This window comes from Parabacteroides sp. ZJ-118, assembly GCF_011038785.1.
Lineage (GTDB): Bacteria > Bacteroidota > Bacteroidia > Bacteroidales > Tannerellaceae > Parabacteroides.
Map to the genome: position 1 here is coordinate 1 of NZ_JAAKDT010000003.1, position 20,632 is coordinate 20,632.

Consider the following 20,632-nt stretch of genomic DNA (forward strand, 5'->3'; position numbering starts at 1 on the left):
CCAAAATCGTGCGCGGGTGCACCGATTACAGCAGCATGCTCCCCATGAACATGGGTTTGAGTACTAATAAATACTAAATGTTTAATGAAAACAAAATCAGGGGATAGAAGCTAACAGCCATTGAATCCGTGATTTGCAATTTCGTCCGGCTGTGCTTGGACGCTTACAATGGGCATCGTAATGACAGGCGGATAGAGAGACGCCTATGCCCCCTCTTGGGAAGGGCTTATTCGCTTTATCGTTTCTTATGAATGATTGTAATCCGGATACCCTATTAATGTACGCACGTACATTAATATCATTAGGCAAAAACGGCGAGCTTAAACGATCGTTTTTTCTAGTCATTTGCAAAGGTACGCGTTTCTTCGATACTTGCAACCCTTCCGAGTTATTTTTTTATTACTTATCCGCTTTCTTATCAATAGAATAGGTTATTCTTTACGAAACAACCACTTCCTTCAACGAACCTCCCGTTTCGGCACTAAAAAACGCAAGATTTAAACGATCGTTTAAGCTCGCCGTTTTCGAGCAAGACAAGGGTTTAAACAACGGGATGGACTTTAATTAACATTATTATTAATATTAAATTTTTGATTTATGAACAAAAGGATTTTTACCTTGTTAACAGCTGGTTTACTGCTAGGTGGGCCTGCTCTTAATGTTGCTTATGCCGCTGATCCCGATCTTACGAAGAAGGAAGCGGTTTCCTATGAAAATAATAAGACGGCTCTCGCTAATGGAATGAGTTTTTATCTAGGTGCGTCTGAGAGTGCGTTGTTGAAGGTTTCAGAGGTTCTTACTACGAAGGACAACAAGAAGGTTGTTTCTTTTGCTGCTGCTGACGGGGATGTGACTACAGGAACCGTGTTTACTATCCGTAATTATTCATCTAACTCTTTTGAGTTGTGGACTAATGTTAATGGTGTGGCTTATCAGGTAGTTACCGATAAAGAGGGTAAGGAGTTGACTTCCGCTACCGACAAGAATCTTTCTGATTTGAATGTTAAGTTCGCTGTATCCGAGGGCAAGTTGAAATTCAAGGGTTTGTATACAGTAACTGTACCTACGAAAGAAGTAGAGACTAATTTGCAAGCGTTCTCTTACAAGGAGGGGGTTGATGCCAAGTATTTGAATGACTATAATTCAAATGGTACAACATTGTCATTCGATTATACAACGGATGAACTGGTTGGAAATTTATTTGATAAGGTTATTCCCGTATCATTCACGAAGGAAGTTACGCCAGCTCAAGCGAGTGATGACAATAAGTTGGCTGTCGGTACTTATTTCGTGAAAGGTGATTCGAAGAAAGTTAAGGCATTTGTTGATGCGGCAAAGGCCTATTGTCCAGAAGATTCAGATAGTGGCGTTAGTGCGGCAAATGCAGCTGCTCCGGATGGTGACGCGGTCTTGACAGCGGCTCAAGAAATTACATTCTTGGCATTAGATCCTTCTGATCGTTATGATATCAACGGAAGGCAAGATGGTGAGGGATATGCTTTGTATTGGATGAAGGGATCGGTTGCTACGGCCAACGCTGACTCTTGCTCTAACGCAACCTTTACGATTACGGCGAAAGACGTATTGAACGAGGATGGTAAATTGATGTTAACGGTTCAGTATAAGAAAAAAGATCAAACAGAAGAAGCAACGGATGTTTATGTAGCTGCTGTTAAACCGTCTGTTTCTGATACGAAGACCTATGTGACTACGGTGTTAACTGATGGATCTAAATATTCCGCTATCCATCCGCAATTGGGTGAAAACTCTTACCTTGACGCTTCAGTATTGTTGAAGAAGAACGTTGAGAATGTGGTTAATATCTACTTCACTAGCTCAAACAAGAGCGAGAATGATGAGGCTGATTCACAAACTGAGTACCACAAGTATTTGACAATCGATCCTGCTGATGGTTCAAGCTTAAGTGCCGCCGCTTATAATAGCGTAGATTTCACTATGCCGGTATCTCAATGGATCGTTTCCGGCTTCAACGGCAAATATGAATTTACATTGACAAACCGTGAGACGGGTAAGAATTTGGTATTACGTTTACAACCTAATGGCGCTGAAGGTGGCTATAAGATAGTTAGCGCCGAGTATGACGGCTCTGATGCGAGAATCGACGCAGGTAAGGGTGTAACAAGCGAGTTAGTTTTAGGGAAGGACGAAGCTTCCGTTAAGTTCAACACGATCGCTACGACTCGTACGGATGGATATAAGGTATTCTCGGATACGCAGATCGCCGAAGGCTTTAAGATGACATTCAATGGTAAGGATGCGTTATTCGGAGAGAAAACGCTTTACGCTGTTGTTGACAAGGATAAAAAAACAATGAAGGCTTCAACCGAGGCGGAGAATTTAATCGTTCTTTATCCGGAAAGAGTAAAGGGTACGAAAGATCATTCTACTAAATCGCTGCGAGGTGTTGAGGATTACGTGATAAGCACGCGGGCGTTCGCTTATTTGAATGATAAGGGAGAGGTCGCCCTGAAGGCGAATGGCGATACGTTGGTTGTTCCGACTTATGTTTTACGCTATACGGAAGCCAAAGGGGATGATGCTAAATATCTTAACGGATCCGCATCTATAGAGAAGCCTGCTGCTGAAGCTACAGAGTTCGCTGTTGTTAAGAATTCCGCGGGCACTTATTCTTTGGTCGCAGTGTCTGAAACGGCAAGCGGTAATCTTGACTATGCTAGTTCAATTGGTACTGACGCGAAAATGGCTAAGGTGGAAACTACTACTATGGCTATTGCTTTTAGCGAAGATAGTCGTTACGTATCTGCTGATGATATTAATAAAACTTACGCTAACGTTGAGATCTTGGACGCGAATCCGTTCAACCCGTCATTGGCCGCTAAACCTCGTCACGCTTCTTTCGACAACAGGTTGGGCTCTATCAACTATCAGTTGAATAAGAATGGCTTCGATGAGGGCATCCTGTCCGCTGAGAGCATGATCTTCTGGTTGGATACCGCGGATAGCAAGGCTAAGACTCCGTCATTCTATATCTCTAAAGGTATTGAGGTAGCTGAAGGTGAGGAAAAACCGGCTGAGCGAATGTTCATGTTTAATCCGACAGATTCTTTGAATTATTTCGTGGAAGGTTCCGCTCAGCAATATACGGACAAGAAATATTATTTGGAAGGTTCTGGCGAGTCTGATGTGAAGGTTATCTTCCGCCCGGCTATCCTTGAGGGTGTCGATACGATCGCTACTACCGTGAATGGTGAGGCGGTTAAGGTGGTTAAGGAGCTTAACGACGACAAGAGCGTGAAATCAACTGCTCGATTGGATGCGTTCAAATTTAATATCACGCTTGCCGGTACGGCTGATGATGAATATGTTGTTTCTTCTCAGAGAAAGATTGATAACCAGACCGCTTATGTATACGCTTTGAATGGTAAGTTAGGTTTGACAACTGCTCGAGAGAAGGCCATGGTATTCACATTGGGTACTGAGGTTCCGACGGGCAACGAGTCTATCGATGCGGAAGAAGCCGCGATCGCTATCGTAGCCGGCAACGGTGTCGTGACGATCCAGGGCGCGGCCGGTAAGGCTGTGGTGATCACGAACATCTTGGGCAAGGTAGTCGCCGAGACGGTTCTGACTTCCGACAACGCCGCGATCGCCGTACCGGCCGGTATCGTAGCCGTGGCCGTTGAAGGTGAGAAAGCGGTGAAGGCTATCGTGAAATAAGATGAATAAGGAGATAAGATAATCATACAATTCCCGCGCGGATCAAGGTCCAAGTACTCCGCGACGGATGAACAGGCGGGAGTTGGATTAATATTAATACTAAAGCAAAATGAAGAGATCTGTAAGTACCTCCGGGAGGAGGAAGTACGGATAAAGGGACAAGAGGATGCGTCGATATCATGTACGCATCCTCTTTCTGTTCTTTGTGGGTCTCGGTGGAGGCGCCCGGCTTGGATTCCGGATCTTTTTGCGTACATTTGAGGCCATTAAAAGATAAGATTGCTTATGAGGAAAAGAATGGTTTTAGCAGCTTTGGCGGCTGTCGCTATCCCGGCGCTGCCACTGGCGGCGGATGATGAGGCGCGGTTGATGCGCTTCCCCGCTACGAATGGTTCGGAGATTGTCTTCTCGTACGCCGGAGATTTATACAAGGTCCCGGCCGCGGGGGGTGAGGCGCGGCGATTGACCGCGTACGTGGGGTATGAGATGTTTCCCCGCTTCTCCCCGGATGGCCGGACGATCGCCTTTACCGGACAGTACGACGGCAACACGGAGGTCTACACGATGCCCGCCTCCGGCGGTGAGCCGTCGCGGATCACCTACACGGCCACGAACGGACGGGATGATCTGGGGGATCGCATGGGCCCGAACAATATCGTGATGACCTGGACGCCGGATGGCCGGGGCATCGTCTACCGCAACCGCATCGGCGAGGGCTTCTCCGGCAAGTTGTATACGGTACCTGAGGCGGGCGGGCTGCCCGAGGTGATCCCCCTGCCCGAGGGGGGCTTTTGCAGCTACTCGCCGGACGGGAAGCGATTGGCCTACAACCGGGTCATGCGCGAGTTCCGTACCTGGAAATATTACAAGGGCGGTATGGCCGATGATATCTGGGTGTATGATCCGGAGAGGGGAAGCGTGGAGAATATCACGAACCATGAGGCGCAGGATATCTTCCCGATGTGGATCGGCCAGGAGATCTATTTCCTCTCGGACCGCGAGGGTACGATGAACCTCTTCGTCTACCATACGACGACGAGGCAGACGAGCAAGGTGACGCGCTTCACCGAGTACGACGTGAAATTCCCCAGCTGCTTCGGCTCTACGATCGTCTTCGAGAACGGGGGCTACCTGTACAGGCTGGATGCCGCGTCGAAACAGCCGGAGCGGGTGCGCGTGACCCTCGCCTCCGACAATGTCTACGCGCGCGGCGAGATCAAGGATGGCTCCGGATACGTCACGAGCGCCAGCCTCTCCCCGGGGGGCGAGCGCGTGGCGGTGACGGCCCGCGGCGAGGTGTTCAACGTCCCGGTGGAGAGAGGGGTCACGAAAAACATCACCCGTAGCCCGGGCGCGCACGAGCGCGACGCGCGCTGGTCGCCCGACGGGAGGCACATCGCCTATATCTCCGACGCGACCGGCGAGACCGAGCTTTATCTCCAGGATTCCGAAGGGGGCGAGCCGATCCGCCTGACCGCGGATAACGATACCTATATCCGGACGTTCCGCTGGAGCCCGGACTCCAAGAAGATCGTCTATACGGACCGCAAGAACCGGATCAATCTCCTGGACGTATCGAGCAAGCGGCTGACCACCGTCTCGCGAAGCCGGTTGGGCGAGGCCCGCGACGTGAGCTTCTCGCCGGATAACAACTGGCTGACCTATTCCCGCGTGTCCGACAATAATTTCTCGATCGTCTACCTCTACGATATCGCGGGCAAGCGGGAGTATCCCGTGACCGATAAGTGGTACGAGTCGTATGCCCCGGTGTTCAGCACGGATGGCAAGTATCTGGTATTCACCTCCGCCCGCGATTTCAATCCTACCTATGGCCAGACGGAGTGGAACCATGTGTATACGAATATGGGGGGCATCTACCTGGCGCTCTTGTCCGAGGATACCGCCTCCCCGTTTAGGCAGACCGACGCGGCGGTCGCGCGGGGAGGTGCTGCCCCGGCGAAGGCGGAGGCCGACCGGGCCGGCGAGACGGAGGGTGAGGCTTCCGCCCCGGTCATGCGGGTCGACCTCGCGGGCCTCGCGGATCGGATCGTCAAGCTCCCCCTGCCGGGAGCGAATTACCGCGATCTCTATTCCGACGGGACGGGCGTCTATTATTTCACGAAGGGGAGCATGAGGCGGTTCGACTTGGGGAAGCAGGAGGAGGAGAGCCTCGGCGATGCCGCCATGCGGGTGGACCCGGCCGGAAGGAGGGCGGTTTTCTTCCGCGACGGCCGGCTCTTCGTGGCCGATATCCCGAAGGGCAAGGCGGACCTGGGCAAGCCGGTCGACCTGTCGAATATGAAGATCGCGGTGGACTATACGAAGGAGTGGGCGCAAATCTTCGACGAGGCTTGGCGCGCCTTCCGGGATGGCTTCTACCTGGAGAACATGCACGGCAAGGACTGGAAGGCGATCCGGGCGAAATACGCCGTTCTCCTCCCTTACGCGAAGACGCGGCTGGACTTGAACTACATCATCGGCGAGATGATCGGCGAGCTGGGCGTGGGACATGCCTACGTGAATCCCGGCGAGGCGGAACGGCCGCGACGGGTATCGATGGGGTTGCTGGGCGCGGAGGTCTCGCGGGATAAGAGCGGTTTCTTCCGCCTGGAGAAGATCCTGCCGGGGGCTTCCTGGAGCGAGGCGTTACGCGCTCCGTTGACGGAGCCGGGCGTCGAGGCGAAGGTCGGGGAGTATATCGTCGCGATCGACGGGGTCCCCGCGAACAGCGTGAACGATATGTACAAGTTGCTGGTCGGGAAGGCGAACGTACCGACCGAGTTGTCGCTCAATAGCGAGCCGCAGCTGGCGGGCGCCCGCAAGGTCGTGATCCGCCCGTTGGCGGAGGAGTATTCCCTGTATCATTACAATTGGATCCAAGAGAACATCAGGAAGGTGGACCGGGCGACGAACGGCAGGGTCGGCTATATCTATATCCCGGACATGGGGCCGGAGGGCTTGAACGCGTTCTCCCGCTATTTCTATCCGCAATTGGACAAAGAGGGGCTGATTATCGATGATCGCGCGAACGGCGGCGGGAATGTCTCCCCGATGATCCTGGAGCGCCTCTCCCGCGAGCCGTATCGCCTGACGATGCGCCGGGGCTCCTCCTTGATCGGGACCGTGCCGGATGCCGTGCAGGTCGGCCCGAAGGTCTGCCTGATCAATAAGTATTCCGCCTCCGACGGCGATCTGTTCCCGTGGGGCTTCCGCGCGCTGGGCCTGGGCAAACTGATCGGGACCCGCACGTGGGGCGGTATCATCGGCATCAGCGGCTCGCTCCCCTATATGGACGGTACGGATATCCGCGTGCCTTTCTTCACGAGCTATGACCCGAAGACGGGCGACTGGATCATCGAGAACCGCGGCGTGGAGCCGGATATCGAGATCGATAACGACCCCGTCAAGGAGTGGAACGGCGAGGATCAACAACTGGACCGCGCCATCGAGGAGGTCATGAAACAACTGAAAACGCGTAAACCGCTGGCCCCGATCCCCGCGCCGAGGGATTGGTCGGCGCGTTAACCGGACCGGCGGGCGCCGCCGGGGCAAGAAAAGCGCTTGGACGATCCCGGCGGGCGCCGCCGGGGCAAGAAAAGTGCTTGGACGATCCCGGCGGACTCCGCTGAAGCAAGAAAAGTGCTTGGACGATCCCGGCGGGCTCCGCTGAAGCAAGAAAAGTGCTTGGATGATCCCGGCGGGCTCCGCTGAAGCAAGAAAAGTGCTTGGACGATCCCAGCGGACGCCGCCGGGACAAGAAAAGCGCTTGGACGATCTCAGCGGACGCCGCTTTTCCCGGCTATCTGATCTACCACGATGGCGATCGCGCCATCTCCCGTCACGTTGCACGCGGTGCCGAAGCTATCCATGGCGATATAAAGGGCGATCATCAACGCCTGCAGCGTCTCGTTGAACCCCAGCATACTTTGCAAGATACCCAAGGCCGCCATGATCGCCCCTCCCGGGACGCCCGGCGCCGCCACCATCGTAATCCCCAGCATCAGGATAAATCCGCTGAAGCCGGCCAGGGTAACCGGTTCCCCCGCCATGATCAGGATCGCCATGGCGCAGGCTACGATCTTCATGGTGCTGCCCGCCAGGTGGATCGTGGCGCAAAGCGGCACGGTGAAGATCGCGATGTTCTCCCGTACGCCGTTCTTGATCGCCTGCGCCAGTGTCACGGGAATCGTGGCGGCGGAGGATTGGGTCCCCAGGGCCGTGGCGTAGGCCGGCAGCATGTTCCTCAAGAGCCGGAGCGGATTCTTCCCGGCCGCGGCCCCCGCGATCGCGAACTGGATCAACAACAACAATACATGCAAGACGAAGATCACCAGGATGACCTTCAGGAACATCGCGATGATACTCGCGACCTGTCCGCTCACGGTCATATTCAGGAAGATGCCGAAAATATGGAGCGGCAGCAACGGGATGATGACCGCCTCGATCAGCTTGACGATAATCGCCTTGAAATCCGCGAAGGAGTCGCGCAGGGTGCTCCCCGCCAGGTTGGAAAGCCCCAGGCCGATCGTGAAGGAGAGCAGCAAGGCCGTCATGACATCCATCAGGGGCGGCATATTGACCGCGAAGTAGGGGGTCAGCATGAAATCCTCCGGATTCTCCATCGCCGTCAGCTCCGCGTGGGCCGGCAGCAGGCGCGGGAAGATGGCCGCTCCGCTCAGGAAGGTGAAGAAACCCGAGAAGACGGTCGAGCCGTAGGCGATCAGGGCGGTTATCAACAGCAGCTTCCCGGCCCCCTTGCCCAGGTCGCCGATCGCGGGAGTCACCAGCCCCAATATGATCAGCGGGATGGCGAACGACAGGAAGTTGCCGAACAGGGAGTTGAAGGTCACGAAGATACGCGCGATCCCTCCCGGTAAAAACTGGCCGAGCAATACGCCGCCGGCGATGGCGATAACGACTTTAGTCAACAAGGACACTTTGATCTTCTTCATGGTGTTGCTTTATTTTGAAGCCAATGGCGGCCATCGTAATACTCATCAACGGGCTGATCAGGTTAAAGAAGCAATAGGGCAGATAGGTCAGCGTCGACACGCCCAACAGCGTGGCTTGCGTCATGCCGCAGGTGTTCCACGGTACCAGCACGGAGGTCACGGTCACGGCATCCTCCGTCGTACGGCTCAACAGGCGGCTCTCATACCCCCTTTCGCGGTAGATCTCCTTGAACACGTTCCCGGTAAGGATGATCGATATGTATTGGTCGGCCGTGACGATATTCAAGAACAAGCCGGAGCATACGGTAGAGGCCACCATGCCGGTCCGCCGCCTCATAAAGCGCAGGAACACGGAGGTAAGGCTCTCCAGCATGCCGCTGGCCGTCATGGCCCCGCCGAAGCACATGGCGCAGATGATCAGCCAGATCGTATTCAGCATCCCCGCCATCCCCCGGGTGGCGACCAGGTTGTTCAAGGTCTCGTTGCCCGTATCGATCTGGGTGCTCCCGTAGAATGTCATGAACAAGCCCCTGAACAGGGAGTCGTCGTCCGCCACCGCCCGCAACAAATCGGGCTGGAAGACGAGCGCGAGCGCGCCGGCCATCGCGGTCGAGACAAACAGGGTGATCAAGGAGGGCGTCTTCCTGGCGATCAGGACCGCGGTAACGGCCGGTACGACCAGCAGCCAGGGCGAGATCCGGAAGCTCCCCTCCAGCGAGGCGGCGAACTCGGCGATCTGCCCGAGCGCGTCCGAGGTATGCGTAAAGCCCGCCACGGTAAAGATAACCAACGTGATCGCCATGGAGGGCAGGGTCGTAAGCATCATATACCGGATGTGGGAGAACAGCGGGGTCTGCGTCACCGAGGAGGCCAGTACCGTCGTGTCGGAGAGCGGTGAGATCTTATCCCCGAAATAGGCGCCCGAGATGATCGCCCCCGCGATCCATCCCGTGGCGAAGCCCTGTGCCTCGCCGATACCCATCAAGGCGATCCCGATCGTGGCGATGGTCGTCCACGAGCTGCCCGTCATGACCGACACGACCGCGCAGATCACGCAGCAGGAGGCCAGGAAGAAACTCGGATGGATGATCTGCATCCCGTAATAGATCAAGGTCGGCACGATCCCGCTGATCATCCAGCTGCCGGACAAGGCGCCGATCAGCAGCAGGATAATGAGGGCCGTGGATACTCCCAATATGTTCTTGCAGATCGCCTCCTCGATCGCCCGCCACCCGACTCCGCAGAAGAGCATCGCCAGCAGGGAGGCGACCGCCGTGGTGGCAAGCAATACGACTTGGCTTCCGCCGTTCAACGCGTCGCTGCCAAACGTGCGTATGGTTACAAACAGAAGCACCACCATCACGAGGATAGGCACCAGCGAGAGTAGCGGCGAGGGCATCTTCTTCGGACAATTTTCCATGGTTTATTGAGTCGCTTAAATAATAATGACGCGAAAATACGAAAAATACCTGGAGTAACGCTATGAATCAGCGATCGAATTCCCCGTCCCGCGGCCCTTCCGGACGATCTTGTAACCGGTCGCCGCCACAAGGACGCTCATCAACGGGCTGACGATATTGAAGACGCAATACGGGAGATAGGTCCAGGTCGATACGCCCAGGATCGTGGCTTGCGTCATGCCGCAAGTCGTCCACGGGATCAGCACGGAGGTGACGGTGACGGAGTCTTCCGTCGTCCGGCTGAGCAGGCGGCTCTCGAATCCCCGCCGCTTATAGACCTCCTTGAACATCTCGCTGTTCAGGATGATGGCGATGAACTGGTCCGCCGTGCAGATGTTCAAGGACAATCCCGACACGACGGTCGAGGCGACCATGCTGGTCCGCCCCCGCATGAAACGCAGGAAGATACGCGTGATGCTTCCCAGCATGCCGCTGGCCGTCATGGCCCCGCCGAAGCACATGGCGCAGATGATCAGCCAGATCGTATTCAGCATCCCGGCCATCCCCCGGGTAGAGACCAGGGCGTTCAGGGCCTCGTCGCCGGTCTGTATCTGCGTGCTGTCATAGAAAGTCATCAGCAGGCCCTTGACATAGGCGATAATCCCGCGGTCCGCGATCCCCGAGATCTCCAGCAAGACGCCCGGCTGGAAGAGCAGGGCGAACAGCCCGGCGAGCAGCGAGGAGGCGAACAGCACCACGATCGAAGGCGTCTTCCGGGCGATCAGGATCCCGGTGACGATCGGTACGATCATCAGCCAAGGCGTGATGTGGAACGAGTCTCTCAACGCTTCGGAGAAAGCGGTTATCCGGGACGCGTCCGCGGCCTCCCGCGCGAACCCGGCGACGCTGAACACGACCAGCGCGACGAGCAGGGAGGGAACGGTCGTATACAGCATGTACCGGATATGCGTGAAAAGAGGGGTGTCCGTCACGGAGGCCGCCAATACGGTCGTGTCGGATAGGGGCGACATCTTATCCCCAAAATAGGCGCCCGAGATGATCGCTCCCGCTACCCACCCCGTGCGGAAGCCTTGCGCCTCGCCAATCCCGATCAAGGCGATCCCGATGGTGGCGATGGTCGTCCACGAGCTGCCCGTCATGACCGATACGATGCTGCATAGCAGGCAGCAGGCCGCGAGGAAGAGATCCGTCTGCATGACCTGCAACCCGTAATAGATCAACGACGGCACGACCCCGCTCACCATCCAACTGCCCGATAGGGTCCCGATCAGCAACAGGATGATGACAGACGGCGCGATCCCATGGATGTTGCGGGCGATCTGCCCCTCGATCTCCTCCCACCGGACCTTGCAATGAAAGACGGCGATCAAGGAGCAGATCGAGGTGGCTGTCAACAATACGATTTGGCTGGCTCCCCCCAGGGAATCTCCCCGGAAGATGTAGATGGCTACGGCCAGCATGAGGACTAACGTCACTACGGGTAGTAAAGCGATCGCGATGGAGGGCGTACGGGGCTTCTCTGCCATGGGTTTGTTCACGTCGTTTGCATTTAATCACGGATCATCCGGATAAATTCTTTATACGGACCTTCCTTGTGTTATCGATTCTAATTAATTTCACCGCGAAAATAAAAAAGGATTTGGATAGGGGGGTAACGTATGGCAGTAAAAAATCGGTTAAGCGGTCTATTTATCTTTTTGGGGATCAGCATGGCGCTGTGTGCCCAGCGGAAGACGGAGGCGATCCGTTATGGCGATCTGGATCAGTGGGTGGTACGTAAGATCACGGAATCGGCGATTATCGGGAAGGAGACCAAGACGCTCTACGGCGTCGGTCCCGCGGATACGATTGTCGGGAATAAGCCTTTTGAGCCGGGCGCCTCGCCCTGGGGCAGCTCTAACGTGATGGCCAAGGTAAGCGGGATTACGAAAGCCAGCGTCAGCGTCTACCCCGAGAGGCGGGAGGAGGGGTATTGCGCCCGGTTGGAGACGGGCATAGAGTCGATCTCGGCGATGGGTATCATAAACGTGAAGGTGTTGGTCGGGGGATGCCTCTATCTCGGCCGTTTCCAGGAACCGGCGAAGAACTCCTCGGAGACGTGGGGGCAGATCGTTTGCGGGATCCCGTTCCGCCAAAAACCGACCTCCCTGTTGTTCGATTACAAGGTGAAACGCTCCGGCGCCCCCAATCGGATCCGATTGAGCGGTTTGGGCAAGCGGTCGGAGGTGGATGGCATTGATATGCCTTCGGTGAATCTCTTTCTCCAGAAACGTTGGGAAGACAAGGAGGGGAACCTATACGCCAAGCGTATCGGTACGCTGGTGATCCGGATGGACAAAAATACGGATTGGGTAAACGATGCCGATTTCACGATCTTATACGGCGATATCACGAAACGTGGCGACTACCAAGCCTATATGGGTCTCCAGCTCGGCGAGTCCGCGCGCTACAGCCTGAACAGCAAAGGCAAGAACGTCCCGATCCAAGAGGTCGGCTGGGGGACGGAGGACGATGAAGTAACCCACATGATCCTGGAGTTCTGCTCCAGTCACGGAGGCTCATACACAGGCGCCCCGGGAAATACCTTTTGGGTGGATAATATCCGGCTGGGGTATTGAGCCTCCTTTCCGGGGCGCGACGAAGCCGCTACGTAAGCAGCTCCGTCAGCCTCCTGACCCCTTCCGAGGCCCCGGCCTGTATATGCTCGATATCGTCGCGGTAAGTACGTACATCCTTGGGGTCGATCAAATAGATCGGCTGGCCCCGGCGCACGTAGTTTAGCAGGCCGGCGGCCGGGTAGACGTTCAAGGAGGTGCCGATGATCACGAAGATATCGCAAGCCTCCACCAACCGGATGGAAGGCTCTATCATGGGTACCGCCTCTCCAAACCATACGACGAAAGGACGTAGCTGATTCCCGTGAGGGTCTTTGTCGCCCAGATGGATATCCGGGTTCTCCGGTGACAGGTCGTAGGTCGTGTCCAGATCCCTTACGGAGCAGGCCTTCATCAACTCCCCATGCAGGTGGATCACGTGGCTGCTACCCGCGCGCTCATGTAAGTTGTCGATGTTCTGCGTAATGATCCGTACGTCGAAATCTTTCTCCAAGGCGGCTAACCCGAGATGACCGGCGTTAGGTCTCGTATTCAATAACTCTCTTCTGCGCCGGTTGTAGAAGTCGAGAACCAATTCCGGGTTGGCGGCGAAGCCCTCCGGCGTGGCGACATCTTCCACCCGGTATCTCTCCCATAACCCGTCCGAGTCGCGGAACGTGGAGATGCCGCTTTCCGCGCTCATTCCCGCTCCGGTAAGTATGACTAACTTTTTCATCTGTCACTTGTTTTAATGTATAGATGTAGGTATTACCCGTCACGAAATTACGACTTTATTTCGTAAAAAGCTTTGAATGAAATAAAAAGTTCTCGCAAAATGCTGTTATACGATTAAAAGCATTACTTTTGCAGCTTGTAATTAGTTGAACAATAAAAAGAATGGATAAAGTAAGTTATGCGCTTGGCTTAAGTATCGGGAATAATTTCCGGAACGCGGGCATCAAGGATCTTCAAGCGGAAGATTTTGTACAGGGATTGAAAGACGTTTTGGCGAAGGTGAAACCTGCTCTCAGTTATGATGAGGCAAAACAAGTGATCAACGATTTCTTCGATAAGCTTGAGCAAGAGAAACTGGAGATCAATAAGAAAGCCGGTGAGGAGTTCCTGGCTATCAACAAGCATAAGGCGGGTGTGGTAGTGTTGCCCAGCGGTTTGCAATATGAGGTGTTGAAGAAGGGTACGGGCGCTATACCTACGGCGAACGATCGAGTGAAATGTCACTATCACGGTACGTTGATCAATGGTCGGGTGTTTGATAGCTCCGTGCTGAGAGAGGAGCCCGCCGTATTTGGTGTTTCACAGGTAATCCCGGGATGGGTAGAGGCTCTGCAGTTGATGCCGGTCGGTTCCAAATGGAGATTGTTTATCCCGTCTGACCTCGCTTATGGCGAGCGCGGGACAGGTGAGATTATCGAGCCGAATAGCACGTTGATCTTCGAAGTTGAGTTATTGGATATCGAAAAGTAATATATAAGAGTTAAAGAGAAATGAAAAAGTTAAGTGTATTAGTCGCTACGGCGATTGTAGCGGTGGGCGCGTCTTTCACCTCTTGCGGTGATTCTCACAAAAGCGCGAGTTTGAAGACTCCTGTCGATAGCGCGAGCTACGCGATTGGTATCAGCACAGGTGCCGGTTATAAGGAAAACTTAAAGACCTTGCCGGGTGGCGAGGCTAACGTAGATGATTTGATCACCGGTTTCATCCAGGCTATCAAGGGCGATTCTTCCGCCATGAAGATGACCCCGCAAGAGGCTCAGCAATATTTGCAGACCTATTTCGTGGAGGCTCAGGCCCGCGAGGCTCGGCAGACAAAAGAAGAGGGCGAGAAGTTCTTGGCCGAGAATAAGACAAAAGAGGGTGTTATCACGACCGAGAGCGGCCTGCAATATAAGGTGGAGAAAGAGGGTACAGGCGCGAAGCCGACCGCGACCGATAAGGTGAAAGTTCATTATACCGGAACGCTGTTGGACGGAACGAAGTTCGATAGCTCCGTGGATCGCGGCGAGCCGGCTGAGTTCGGCGTTGGCCAAGTAATCAAGGGCTGGACCGAGGGCTTGCAGATCATGCCGGTCGGTTCTAAATATATCTTCTGGATCCCGTCTGACTTGGCTTACGGCGAGCGTGGCGCAGGACAAGATATCAAACCGAACAGCGTGCTGAAATTCGAGGTGGAGTTGCTTGACATCGTAAAAGAATAAGTGGCGAAGATATAGAAACGGGACGTTTGTAAGCTAATGGGCGGGCAAATTATGCTAAAAAGCATTTTTTTGTCCGCTCTTATTGTTTATTGATTACTTTTTTCTTTCACAATGATATATGGTTCGAATTTATTATATACTTTTGATACATTAAATTTGAATGCGTACAATAAAGCGAATTTAAAATGGAGAAGATAGACAAACTGGACCGGCAGATATTGAACATTATTTCAAAGAATGCTAGGATTCCTTTTAAAGATGTTGCCGAGGAGTGCGGTGTGTCTCGTGCAGCGATTCATCAACGGGTTCAACGCATGATTGATATGAATGTGATCGTTGGCTCAGGATATCACATCAATCCCAAAATATTAGGGTATAATACATGTACCTATATCGGCGTGAAACTGGAGCGGGGATCTATGTACAAGGATGTTGTCCCGGAATTCGAGAAAATACCCGAAGTGGTGGAATGCCATTTTACTACGGGCCCGTATACGATGCTGATCAAGCTGTATGCCCGCGATAACGAGCATTTGATGGAGCTTTTGAACACCAAGATTCAAGAGATACCGGGTGTTACGGCTACGGAGACCTTGATCTCTTTGCGCCAAAGTGTTAAACGTGAGATCCCTATCTGTGATATCAATGAATAAGACGAAGAATTATGCATGAGCCCGGCCTATTCCAGTGCCGGGCTTTTTGGCTTATGAGATTCGATGAGTAAATATATAGGAATATTCGTTTTCGTATTCAGTTGGTTTTCTCTGGGAGTAGATGCCGGCGAAAGTTTTCGTTTTCGGGTGTATTTGAAAGATAAGGGGAATTCCGGTTATACGCTGGATAACCCGGAGGAATATCTATCCAAGGAGTCTCTTGAGCGACGGAACCGGCAAGGCATATCGGTGTCGGAATCGGATTTACCGATCGCTCAGGCTTATCTGGATACCTTGTCCGCCCATGGCGGGAAGCCGGTGGTGGAGAGTAAGTGGTTCTCTACCGTCGTGGTGTCCTGTTCGGATAGCTTGGTCGCTGAGCGTCTCTCGCGCCTTCCGATCGTGGACTCCGTGAAATGGGTTTGGAAAGGTGACGAGGAGACCGATATTCCTGGGGAGGAGAAAGATACGACACGGTTTATGCCAATGGATAAACCGGAGAAATCGCCTTACGGCTATGCCGAGGAGCAGATCAAGATGCTGAATGGTATCAAATTGCATGAGGCGGGCTTTAAGGGTGAGGGCATGCGTGTGGCCGTGGTCGACGCCGGTTTCATGAACGTGAATCGGATCAGCGTATTTGATTCCTTGCGGTTATTGGGAACGCGTAATGTGGTTTTCCCCGGCCGGAGCGTTTTCATCGGGGATGATCATGGGACGAAGGTCTTGTCTTGCCTGGCCGCTGACGCGCCGGGGTGGATGATCGGTACGGCTCCCCAAGCCGGATATTGGCTGATAAAGAGCGAGGATAGCCGTTCGGAGTTTCCCATCGAGGAGGATTATTGGACGGCGGCTATGGAATTTGCCGATAGCGTGGGAGTGGATGTGGTCTCTTCTTCGTTGGGCTATTTTTCCTTTGATGTAGAGGCCCTGAATTATCATCAAGATCAATTGGACGGGAAGACCTCCTTGATCAGTCGTGCCGCTAAGATGGCTTCATCAAAGGGGATCTTGTTGTTCAGCAGTGCCGGCAACGAGGGAGACGGTAGCTGGGGAAAGATAACCTTTCCCGCGGATGCCTCGGATATATTGACAGTGGGGGCTATCACGGATCGTAAGAAGAAAAGTAGTTTCAGTTCGGTCGGCTTTACGGCGGATTACCGGGTGAAGCCGGATGTGGTCGCCTTGGGTACGGGCTGTTGCGTGATAGATCCTACGGGGAATATCCGTTACGCGAACGGTACCTCTTTCGCTACGCCGATCTTAGCGGGATTGGGCGTTTGTTTATGGCAGGCGTTTCCCGGTCTGACGAATAGGGAGATAATCTCTCTTTTGCTGCGTTTCGGCAGTAAGTTTGAGCAACCGGACGCTGAGTTGGGATATGGCATCCCGGATGTGTACAAAGCGTATAAAAAAGAGCGTAAATATGCGGCCGAATCTGAATAACTTGTCGGGCGAGAAAGAGGCTCTATCTTTGTTGGAGCTGAATACCCGCATACGGGGAGCATTGTCGAGGGCTTTCCCGGAGACTTGCTGGGTGCGTGCGGAGATGAGCGATGTGCGGGTGAATACCTCTTCCGGACATTGTTACCTGGAATTCGTGGAGAAGAGCGAGCAGACCGGGCAGTTGGTGGCCAAGGTACGAGGCTCTATCTGGGCGAAGACGTTTCGTATGTTGAAGCCTTATTTCGAGATGGAGACCGGCCAGCTGTTCGCTTCCGGCTTGAAGGTGTTGGTGAAGGTGTCGGTTGAGTTCCACGAGTTATATGGATTGAGCCTTACGGTGCTTGATATCGATCCGGCTTATACGTTAGGCGATATGGTGCGCAAGCGTATGGAGATTATCCGTCAATTGCAGGAGGAGGGGGTCTTTACGCTGAATAAGGAATTGCCCTTTCCCTTACTTCCCAGGAGGATCGCTGTCATTACTTCTCCGACGGCTGCCGGCTACGAGGATTTTATGAATCAGCTGACCCGGAATAAGGGAGGTTATCCGTTCTATACCAAATTATTCCCCGCCTTGATGCAGGGAGAACGGACGGAGGCTTCTGTGATAGCGGCTTTAGACCGGATTTACCAACACCAAGATCTTTTTGATGTGGTCGTGATTATCCGTGGAGGTGGGGCTACCTCTGACTTGAATAGTTTCGATTCGTATCTGTTGGCGGCGAATTGCGCTCAGTTCCCTTTACCGATCGTCACGGGTATCGGGCACGAACGGGATGACACGGTCGTGGATTTGGTGGCGCACACCCGGATGAAGACACCGACCGCTGTCGCCGAGTTCCTTATTTCCCGAATGGATAGCGTCGGCGAGGAGTTGGAGCGTTTGCGGCAAGACGTAAGTCGGTTGGCCATGGATATTCTATCCCGCCAGAAAAACGATTTGCAATGGGTCGCTACCCGTTTCCCCTCTATCGTGACAAACCGGATCGAGCGGAATCGCTCGGGGCTGCAAACGATAGCGAGCCGTTTACCCGCGATGGCATCGGGTTTGCTATCACGCCGCCAGTCGGCACTTGAGCATACGGAACTCCGCTTGCGGAACGGTATTGCCTCTAAACTCTCCGAAAGTACGCGTTTTATCCAGCTTACGGAACAGTTTATCAAGATGGCCTCTCCCGATTATATACTGAAGAGGGGATATAGCTTGGCCTTGAAAGAGGGCAAGATTATCAAACATGCCTCCGATTTGCGAGCCGGCGACGAGCTGACGACTCGCTTCATCGATGGTGAAATAAAAAGTATTATCAAACCAATACGTAATTAATATGGCGAAGAAAGAAGAAACCTATAACGAGGCGATCGAGAAACTTCGTAAGATCGTGGCTGAGATCGAGAATGGAGACTTGGATGTCGATATCCTGTCCGAGAAGGTAAAAGAGGCGACTCGTCTGATCAAGCTCTGCAAGGAGAAGCTGTATAAAGTGGATGAGGAGGTTAAAAAAGTTTTGGAGGAGTTGGATTGATGGATAGGTATGTCTTGATCGTTGCCGGGGGGAAGGGGCTTCGTATGGGTGGAGATCTGCCGAAGCAGTTTATTCCCATGCGGGGAAAACCTCTTTTGATGCATACGCTGGAGGCTTTTCATCGTTGGGATGCTTCCGTGCGTATCATCCTGGTGCTTCCGGAAGAGCATCAGCCGTATTGGAATATGCTTTGCGAGGAGATCGGCTGCGAGGTTCCGCATGCGATCGTGAAAGGGGGAGATACTCGCTTCTTCTCGGTTAAGAATGGATTGGATTGGCTTTTGGCGGAGAGGCGTCGGAAGGGAGAGAAGGATAGCGGTCTGAGTTTGGTCGCTGTGCACGATGGCGTTCGCCCTTTCGTCTCTCCGGAGGTTATCGGGGCCTGCTTTGATAAAGCGGCTGCCGCGGGAGCCGTTATCCCGGTTGTCCCGATGATCGATTCCCTGCGAGTGACGGATGAGAAAGGAAGCCATCCGGTGGATCGTTCTCGCTATAGGGCTGTACAGACCCCGCAAGTCTTCCATCTGGAATTATTGGCAAAAGCCTATGAGCAACCGTATTCGTCCCTATTTACGGACGATGCTTCCGTGGTGGAGGCAATGGGACATGCGATTGATACGGTCCCCGGTGATCGTGAGAATATCAAGATTACCACGCCCTTTGATTTGCTGGTAGCGGAAGCGATGTTTGCCCGGCACGGTGACTGATGGCAGTGGGGATCACGGCTCTTTCATTTAAAACTGCCTCGTTCTTTCGGAGAGGGTACTATTTTATAGCGGGCAACCCACGGGAATGATGTGGCTTCTTGTAGTGGTGCTACATGGCTTCGAGTTGGATCTAAGGGTATAGAAGTTTCCCGTCACAGGGAGCGTATATTCGTAACCCCCCCAATGCGACGAAGGCTGATCAAAAAGTAGGTTAGGAGACTTGCGCCACGCACCTAAGATACTTTGCCAACGCACCTAAGATACTTGGGGGATGGACCTAAGATACTTTTTATACTGTTTTGAGCGTAATATTCTTGACTTCCTTACGTCCCGTCTTTTAGGGAAAGTGACCGTAAAAGCGGTTACAATATTATAGTGTACCCTCGTTATTGCTTTATAGCAATCAATGGAATAAATGAGCCTTACAGCAACAACGCAATGAGCCTTACAGCAACATTCGCAATAGATCTTCGTCTTAACTTTGCACTTGATAATTAAATTAAGTTCAATATGAGACAGATTCCTGCCGCCTGTTCGGGCTACATTATCGGGGTATGGCAACCGGCGAAAGGGAGGCTGAAAAATTAGGGACAAATTTATAATCAATTATATACCATTCAAATTATGGATAAGAAGACAATCGTAGTGATAGGAGCCGGGCAGGGACTCGGCAGCCACGTGGCAAAAAGATTCGGACAGGAGGACTTCCGTGTCATATTGATGGCCCGTAACGGGCAATCACTGAAATCCTACCGGGAGCAGTTTGCCAATGAAGGGATTGAGACATACACCTGCGAAGCAGATGCTGCAAGGCCGGAAACATTGACGGCCGCTCTTGCACAGGTGATTCAACAGTTCGGCACACCGGATGTCCTTGCATATAATGTGGGCATCACGGCGGCAGACGATCCGGCAACTATGGGGAGCGCGGAGCTGATGCGCCACTATCAGACAGACGTAGCAAGTGCCTATACTTGTGCAAGGATGGTGGCAAATGAAGAGTTTACCAAGAAGAACGGCGCCGTCATCTTCACAGGTGGCGGGCTGGCTACACACCCCACGGCTCAATTCGTTCCGCTTTCGCTCGATAAGGCCGCGCTGCGCGCATTGGCGTATATCCTGCATGACGAACTGATTCCGCAGGGCATTTTCGTCGGTACGGTAACGATATGCGGATCTATCGGTCTTGACACCTATTTCGCCCCGGCACAGATAGCGGAAGCCTATTGGAAGATGTACAATGAGCGTGGTGCCTGCGAAATCCGTTATGAATATCCTGAATTGAAAGACAGCCAATTGTCTGCCGGAGCGGAAAGCCGTCCTTTCGTGGAAAAGAGTAATGGGATAGTAACGTAACTCTTGCTTCAAACGACTTTTTGTGGCATTCAGTGGCTTTGTTCTTAACTTCATCGAGATTGCTA

The 20,632-nt window shown here is 53.3% G+C and carries 15 protein-coding genes; 11 read left to right on the plus strand and 4 right to left on the minus strand.

All coding sequences use genetic code 11. The annotated features are described in order from the left end of the window. Positions 1–597 precede the first annotated feature (597 nt). The gene (locus G7Y39_RS01740; RefSeq protein WP_165154483.1) at positions 598–3,699 is read left to right on the plus strand and encodes a DUF6383 domain-containing protein; all 3,102 of its coding nucleotides are present in this window, start codon (positions 598–600) and stop codon (positions 3,697–3,699) included. Positions 3,700–3,984: 285 nt separating this feature from the next. Continuing rightward, complete coding sequence (locus G7Y39_RS01745; RefSeq protein WP_165154485.1) at positions 3,985–7,224, plus strand: S41 family peptidase; 3,240 nt, start codon at positions 3,985–3,987, stop codon at positions 7,222–7,224. Between the two features lie 251 nt (positions 7,225–7,475). Here the strand turns inward: G7Y39_RS01745 and G7Y39_RS01750 are convergent, their stop codons facing one another. The 3 genes from G7Y39_RS01750 to G7Y39_RS01760 are packed head-to-tail and all read right to left on the minus strand — an operon-like array spanning position 7,476 to position 11,598. Beyond that, a complete protein-coding gene (locus G7Y39_RS01750; RefSeq protein WP_165154487.1) occupies positions 7,476–8,651 on the minus strand; it encodes a dicarboxylate/amino acid:cation symporter in 1,176 nt (391 codons plus the stop codon). Beyond that, positions 8,620–10,071: a Na+/H+ antiporter NhaC family protein gene (locus G7Y39_RS01755; RefSeq protein WP_165154489.1), complete on the minus strand. Its 1,452-nt coding sequence runs from the start codon at positions 10,069–10,071 to the stop codon at positions 8,620–8,622. Before G7Y39_RS01755 ends, G7Y39_RS01750 begins: the two co-directional genes overlap by 32 nt. A gap of 60 nt (positions 10,072–10,131) precedes the next feature. Beyond that, positions 10,132–11,598: a Na+/H+ antiporter NhaC family protein gene (locus G7Y39_RS01760; RefSeq protein ID WP_165154491.1), complete on the minus strand. Its 1,467-nt coding sequence runs from the start codon at positions 11,596–11,598 to the stop codon at positions 10,132–10,134. Positions 11,599–11,730: 132 nt separating this feature from the next. Between G7Y39_RS01760 and G7Y39_RS01765 the strand changes: the two genes are divergently transcribed. After that, positions 11,731–12,690, plus strand: a complete 960-nt coding sequence (locus tag G7Y39_RS01765; protein WP_165154493.1) for a PCMD domain-containing protein — start codon at positions 11,731–11,733, stop codon at positions 12,688–12,690. A gap of 28 nt (positions 12,691–12,718) precedes the next feature. Here the strand turns inward: G7Y39_RS01765 and G7Y39_RS01770 are convergent, their stop codons facing one another. Then, positions 12,719–13,402 (minus strand): NAD-dependent deacylase, encoded by a 684-nt coding sequence (locus G7Y39_RS01770; RefSeq protein ID WP_165154495.1) that lies wholly within the window; start codon positions 13,400–13,402, stop codon positions 12,719–12,721. A gap of 161 nt (positions 13,403–13,563) precedes the next feature. Here G7Y39_RS01770 and G7Y39_RS01775 point away from each other — a divergent pair, with 161 nt between their 5' ends. The 8 genes from G7Y39_RS01775 to G7Y39_RS01810 all read left to right on the plus strand — a co-directional run bounded on the left by G7Y39_RS01775 (position 13,564) and on the right by G7Y39_RS01810 (position 20,567). Beyond that, the gene (locus tag G7Y39_RS01775; RefSeq protein WP_165154497.1) at positions 13,564–14,151 is read left to right on the plus strand and encodes an FKBP-type peptidyl-prolyl cis-trans isomerase; all 588 of its coding nucleotides are present in this window, start codon (positions 13,564–13,566) and stop codon (positions 14,149–14,151) included. 20 nt (positions 14,152–14,171) lie between these two features. Continuing rightward, positions 14,172–14,882 (plus strand): FKBP-type peptidyl-prolyl cis-trans isomerase, encoded by a 711-nt coding sequence (locus G7Y39_RS01780; protein WP_165154499.1) that lies wholly within the window; start codon positions 14,172–14,174, stop codon positions 14,880–14,882. 185 nt (positions 14,883–15,067) lie between these two features. Further along, positions 15,068–15,535, plus strand: coding sequence for an Lrp/AsnC family transcriptional regulator (locus tag G7Y39_RS01785; RefSeq protein WP_165154515.1), 468 nt, complete (start codon positions 15,068–15,070; stop codon positions 15,533–15,535). Between the two features lie 63 nt (positions 15,536–15,598). Further along, entirely contained in the window at positions 15,599–16,981 is a 1,383-nt protein-coding gene (locus tag G7Y39_RS01790) for a S8 family serine peptidase (RefSeq protein ID WP_165154517.1), read from the plus strand. Further along, positions 16,962–18,305, plus strand: a complete 1,344-nt coding sequence (xseA, locus tag G7Y39_RS01795; RefSeq protein WP_165154519.1) for an exodeoxyribonuclease VII large subunit — start codon at positions 16,962–16,964, stop codon at positions 18,303–18,305. The genes G7Y39_RS01790 and xseA overlap by 20 nt, the downstream gene beginning before the upstream one ends. A gap of 1 nt (position 18,306) precedes the next feature. Further along, positions 18,307–18,504, plus strand: coding sequence for an exodeoxyribonuclease VII small subunit (xseB, locus tag G7Y39_RS01800; protein ID WP_005860969.1), 198 nt, complete (start codon positions 18,307–18,309; stop codon positions 18,502–18,504). After that, a complete protein-coding gene (locus G7Y39_RS01805; RefSeq protein ID WP_165154520.1) occupies positions 18,504–19,211 on the plus strand; it encodes a 2-C-methyl-D-erythritol 4-phosphate cytidylyltransferase in 708 nt (235 codons plus the stop codon). Before xseB ends, G7Y39_RS01805 begins: the two co-directional genes overlap by 1 nt. A gap of 624 nt (positions 19,212–19,835) precedes the next feature. Next, positions 19,836–20,567 carry an SDR family NAD(P)-dependent oxidoreductase gene (locus G7Y39_RS01810; protein WP_165154522.1) on the plus strand — a complete coding sequence of 244 codons (732 nt, stop codon included), beginning with the start codon at positions 19,836–19,838 and terminating at the stop codon, positions 20,565–20,567. The last annotated feature ends 65 nt before the right edge of the window (positions 20,568–20,632 follow it).

What these genes read in the sequence shown, in the direction of transcription:
- G7Y39_RS01740 (WP_165154483.1), top strand. Translation starts at nt 598, where the DNA reads ATGAACAAAAGGATTTTTACCTTGTTAACAGCTGGTTTACTGCTAGGT.
- G7Y39_RS01745 (WP_165154485.1), top strand. Translation starts at nt 3,985, where the DNA reads ATGAGGAAAAGAATGGTTTTAGCAGCTTTGGCGGCTGTCGCTATCCCG.
- G7Y39_RS01750 (WP_165154487.1), bottom strand. Translation starts at nt 8,651, where the DNA reads ATGAAGAAGATCAAAGTGTCCTTGTTGACTAAAGTCGTTATCGCCATC.
- G7Y39_RS01755 (WP_165154489.1), bottom strand. Translation starts at nt 10,071, where the DNA reads ATGGAAAATTGTCCGAAGAAGATGCCCTCGCCGCTACTCTCGCTGGTG.
- G7Y39_RS01760 (WP_165154491.1), bottom strand. Translation starts at nt 11,598, where the DNA reads ATGGCAGAGAAGCCCCGTACGCCCTCCATCGCGATCGCTTTACTACCC.
- G7Y39_RS01765 (WP_165154493.1), top strand. Translation starts at nt 11,731, where the DNA reads ATGGCAGTAAAAAATCGGTTAAGCGGTCTATTTATCTTTTTGGGGATC.
- G7Y39_RS01770 (WP_165154495.1), bottom strand. Translation starts at nt 13,402, where the DNA reads ATGAAAAAGTTAGTCATACTTACCGGAGCGGGAATGAGCGCGGAAAGC.
- G7Y39_RS01775 (WP_165154497.1), top strand. Translation starts at nt 13,564, where the DNA reads ATGGATAAAGTAAGTTATGCGCTTGGCTTAAGTATCGGGAATAATTTC.
- G7Y39_RS01780 (WP_165154499.1), top strand. Translation starts at nt 14,172, where the DNA reads ATGAAAAAGTTAAGTGTATTAGTCGCTACGGCGATTGTAGCGGTGGGC.
- G7Y39_RS01785 (WP_165154515.1), top strand. Translation starts at nt 15,068, where the DNA reads ATGGAGAAGATAGACAAACTGGACCGGCAGATATTGAACATTATTTCA.
- G7Y39_RS01790 (WP_165154517.1), top strand. Translation starts at nt 15,599, where the DNA reads ATGAGTAAATATATAGGAATATTCGTTTTCGTATTCAGTTGGTTTTCT.
- xseA (WP_165154519.1), top strand. Translation starts at nt 16,962, where the DNA reads ATGCGGCCGAATCTGAATAACTTGTCGGGCGAGAAAGAGGCTCTATCT.
- xseB (WP_005860969.1), top strand. Translation starts at nt 18,307, where the DNA reads ATGGCGAAGAAAGAAGAAACCTATAACGAGGCGATCGAGAAACTTCGT.
- G7Y39_RS01805 (WP_165154520.1), top strand. Translation starts at nt 18,504, where the DNA reads ATGGATAGGTATGTCTTGATCGTTGCCGGGGGGAAGGGGCTTCGTATG.
- G7Y39_RS01810 (WP_165154522.1), top strand. Translation starts at nt 19,836, where the DNA reads ATGGATAAGAAGACAATCGTAGTGATAGGAGCCGGGCAGGGACTCGGC.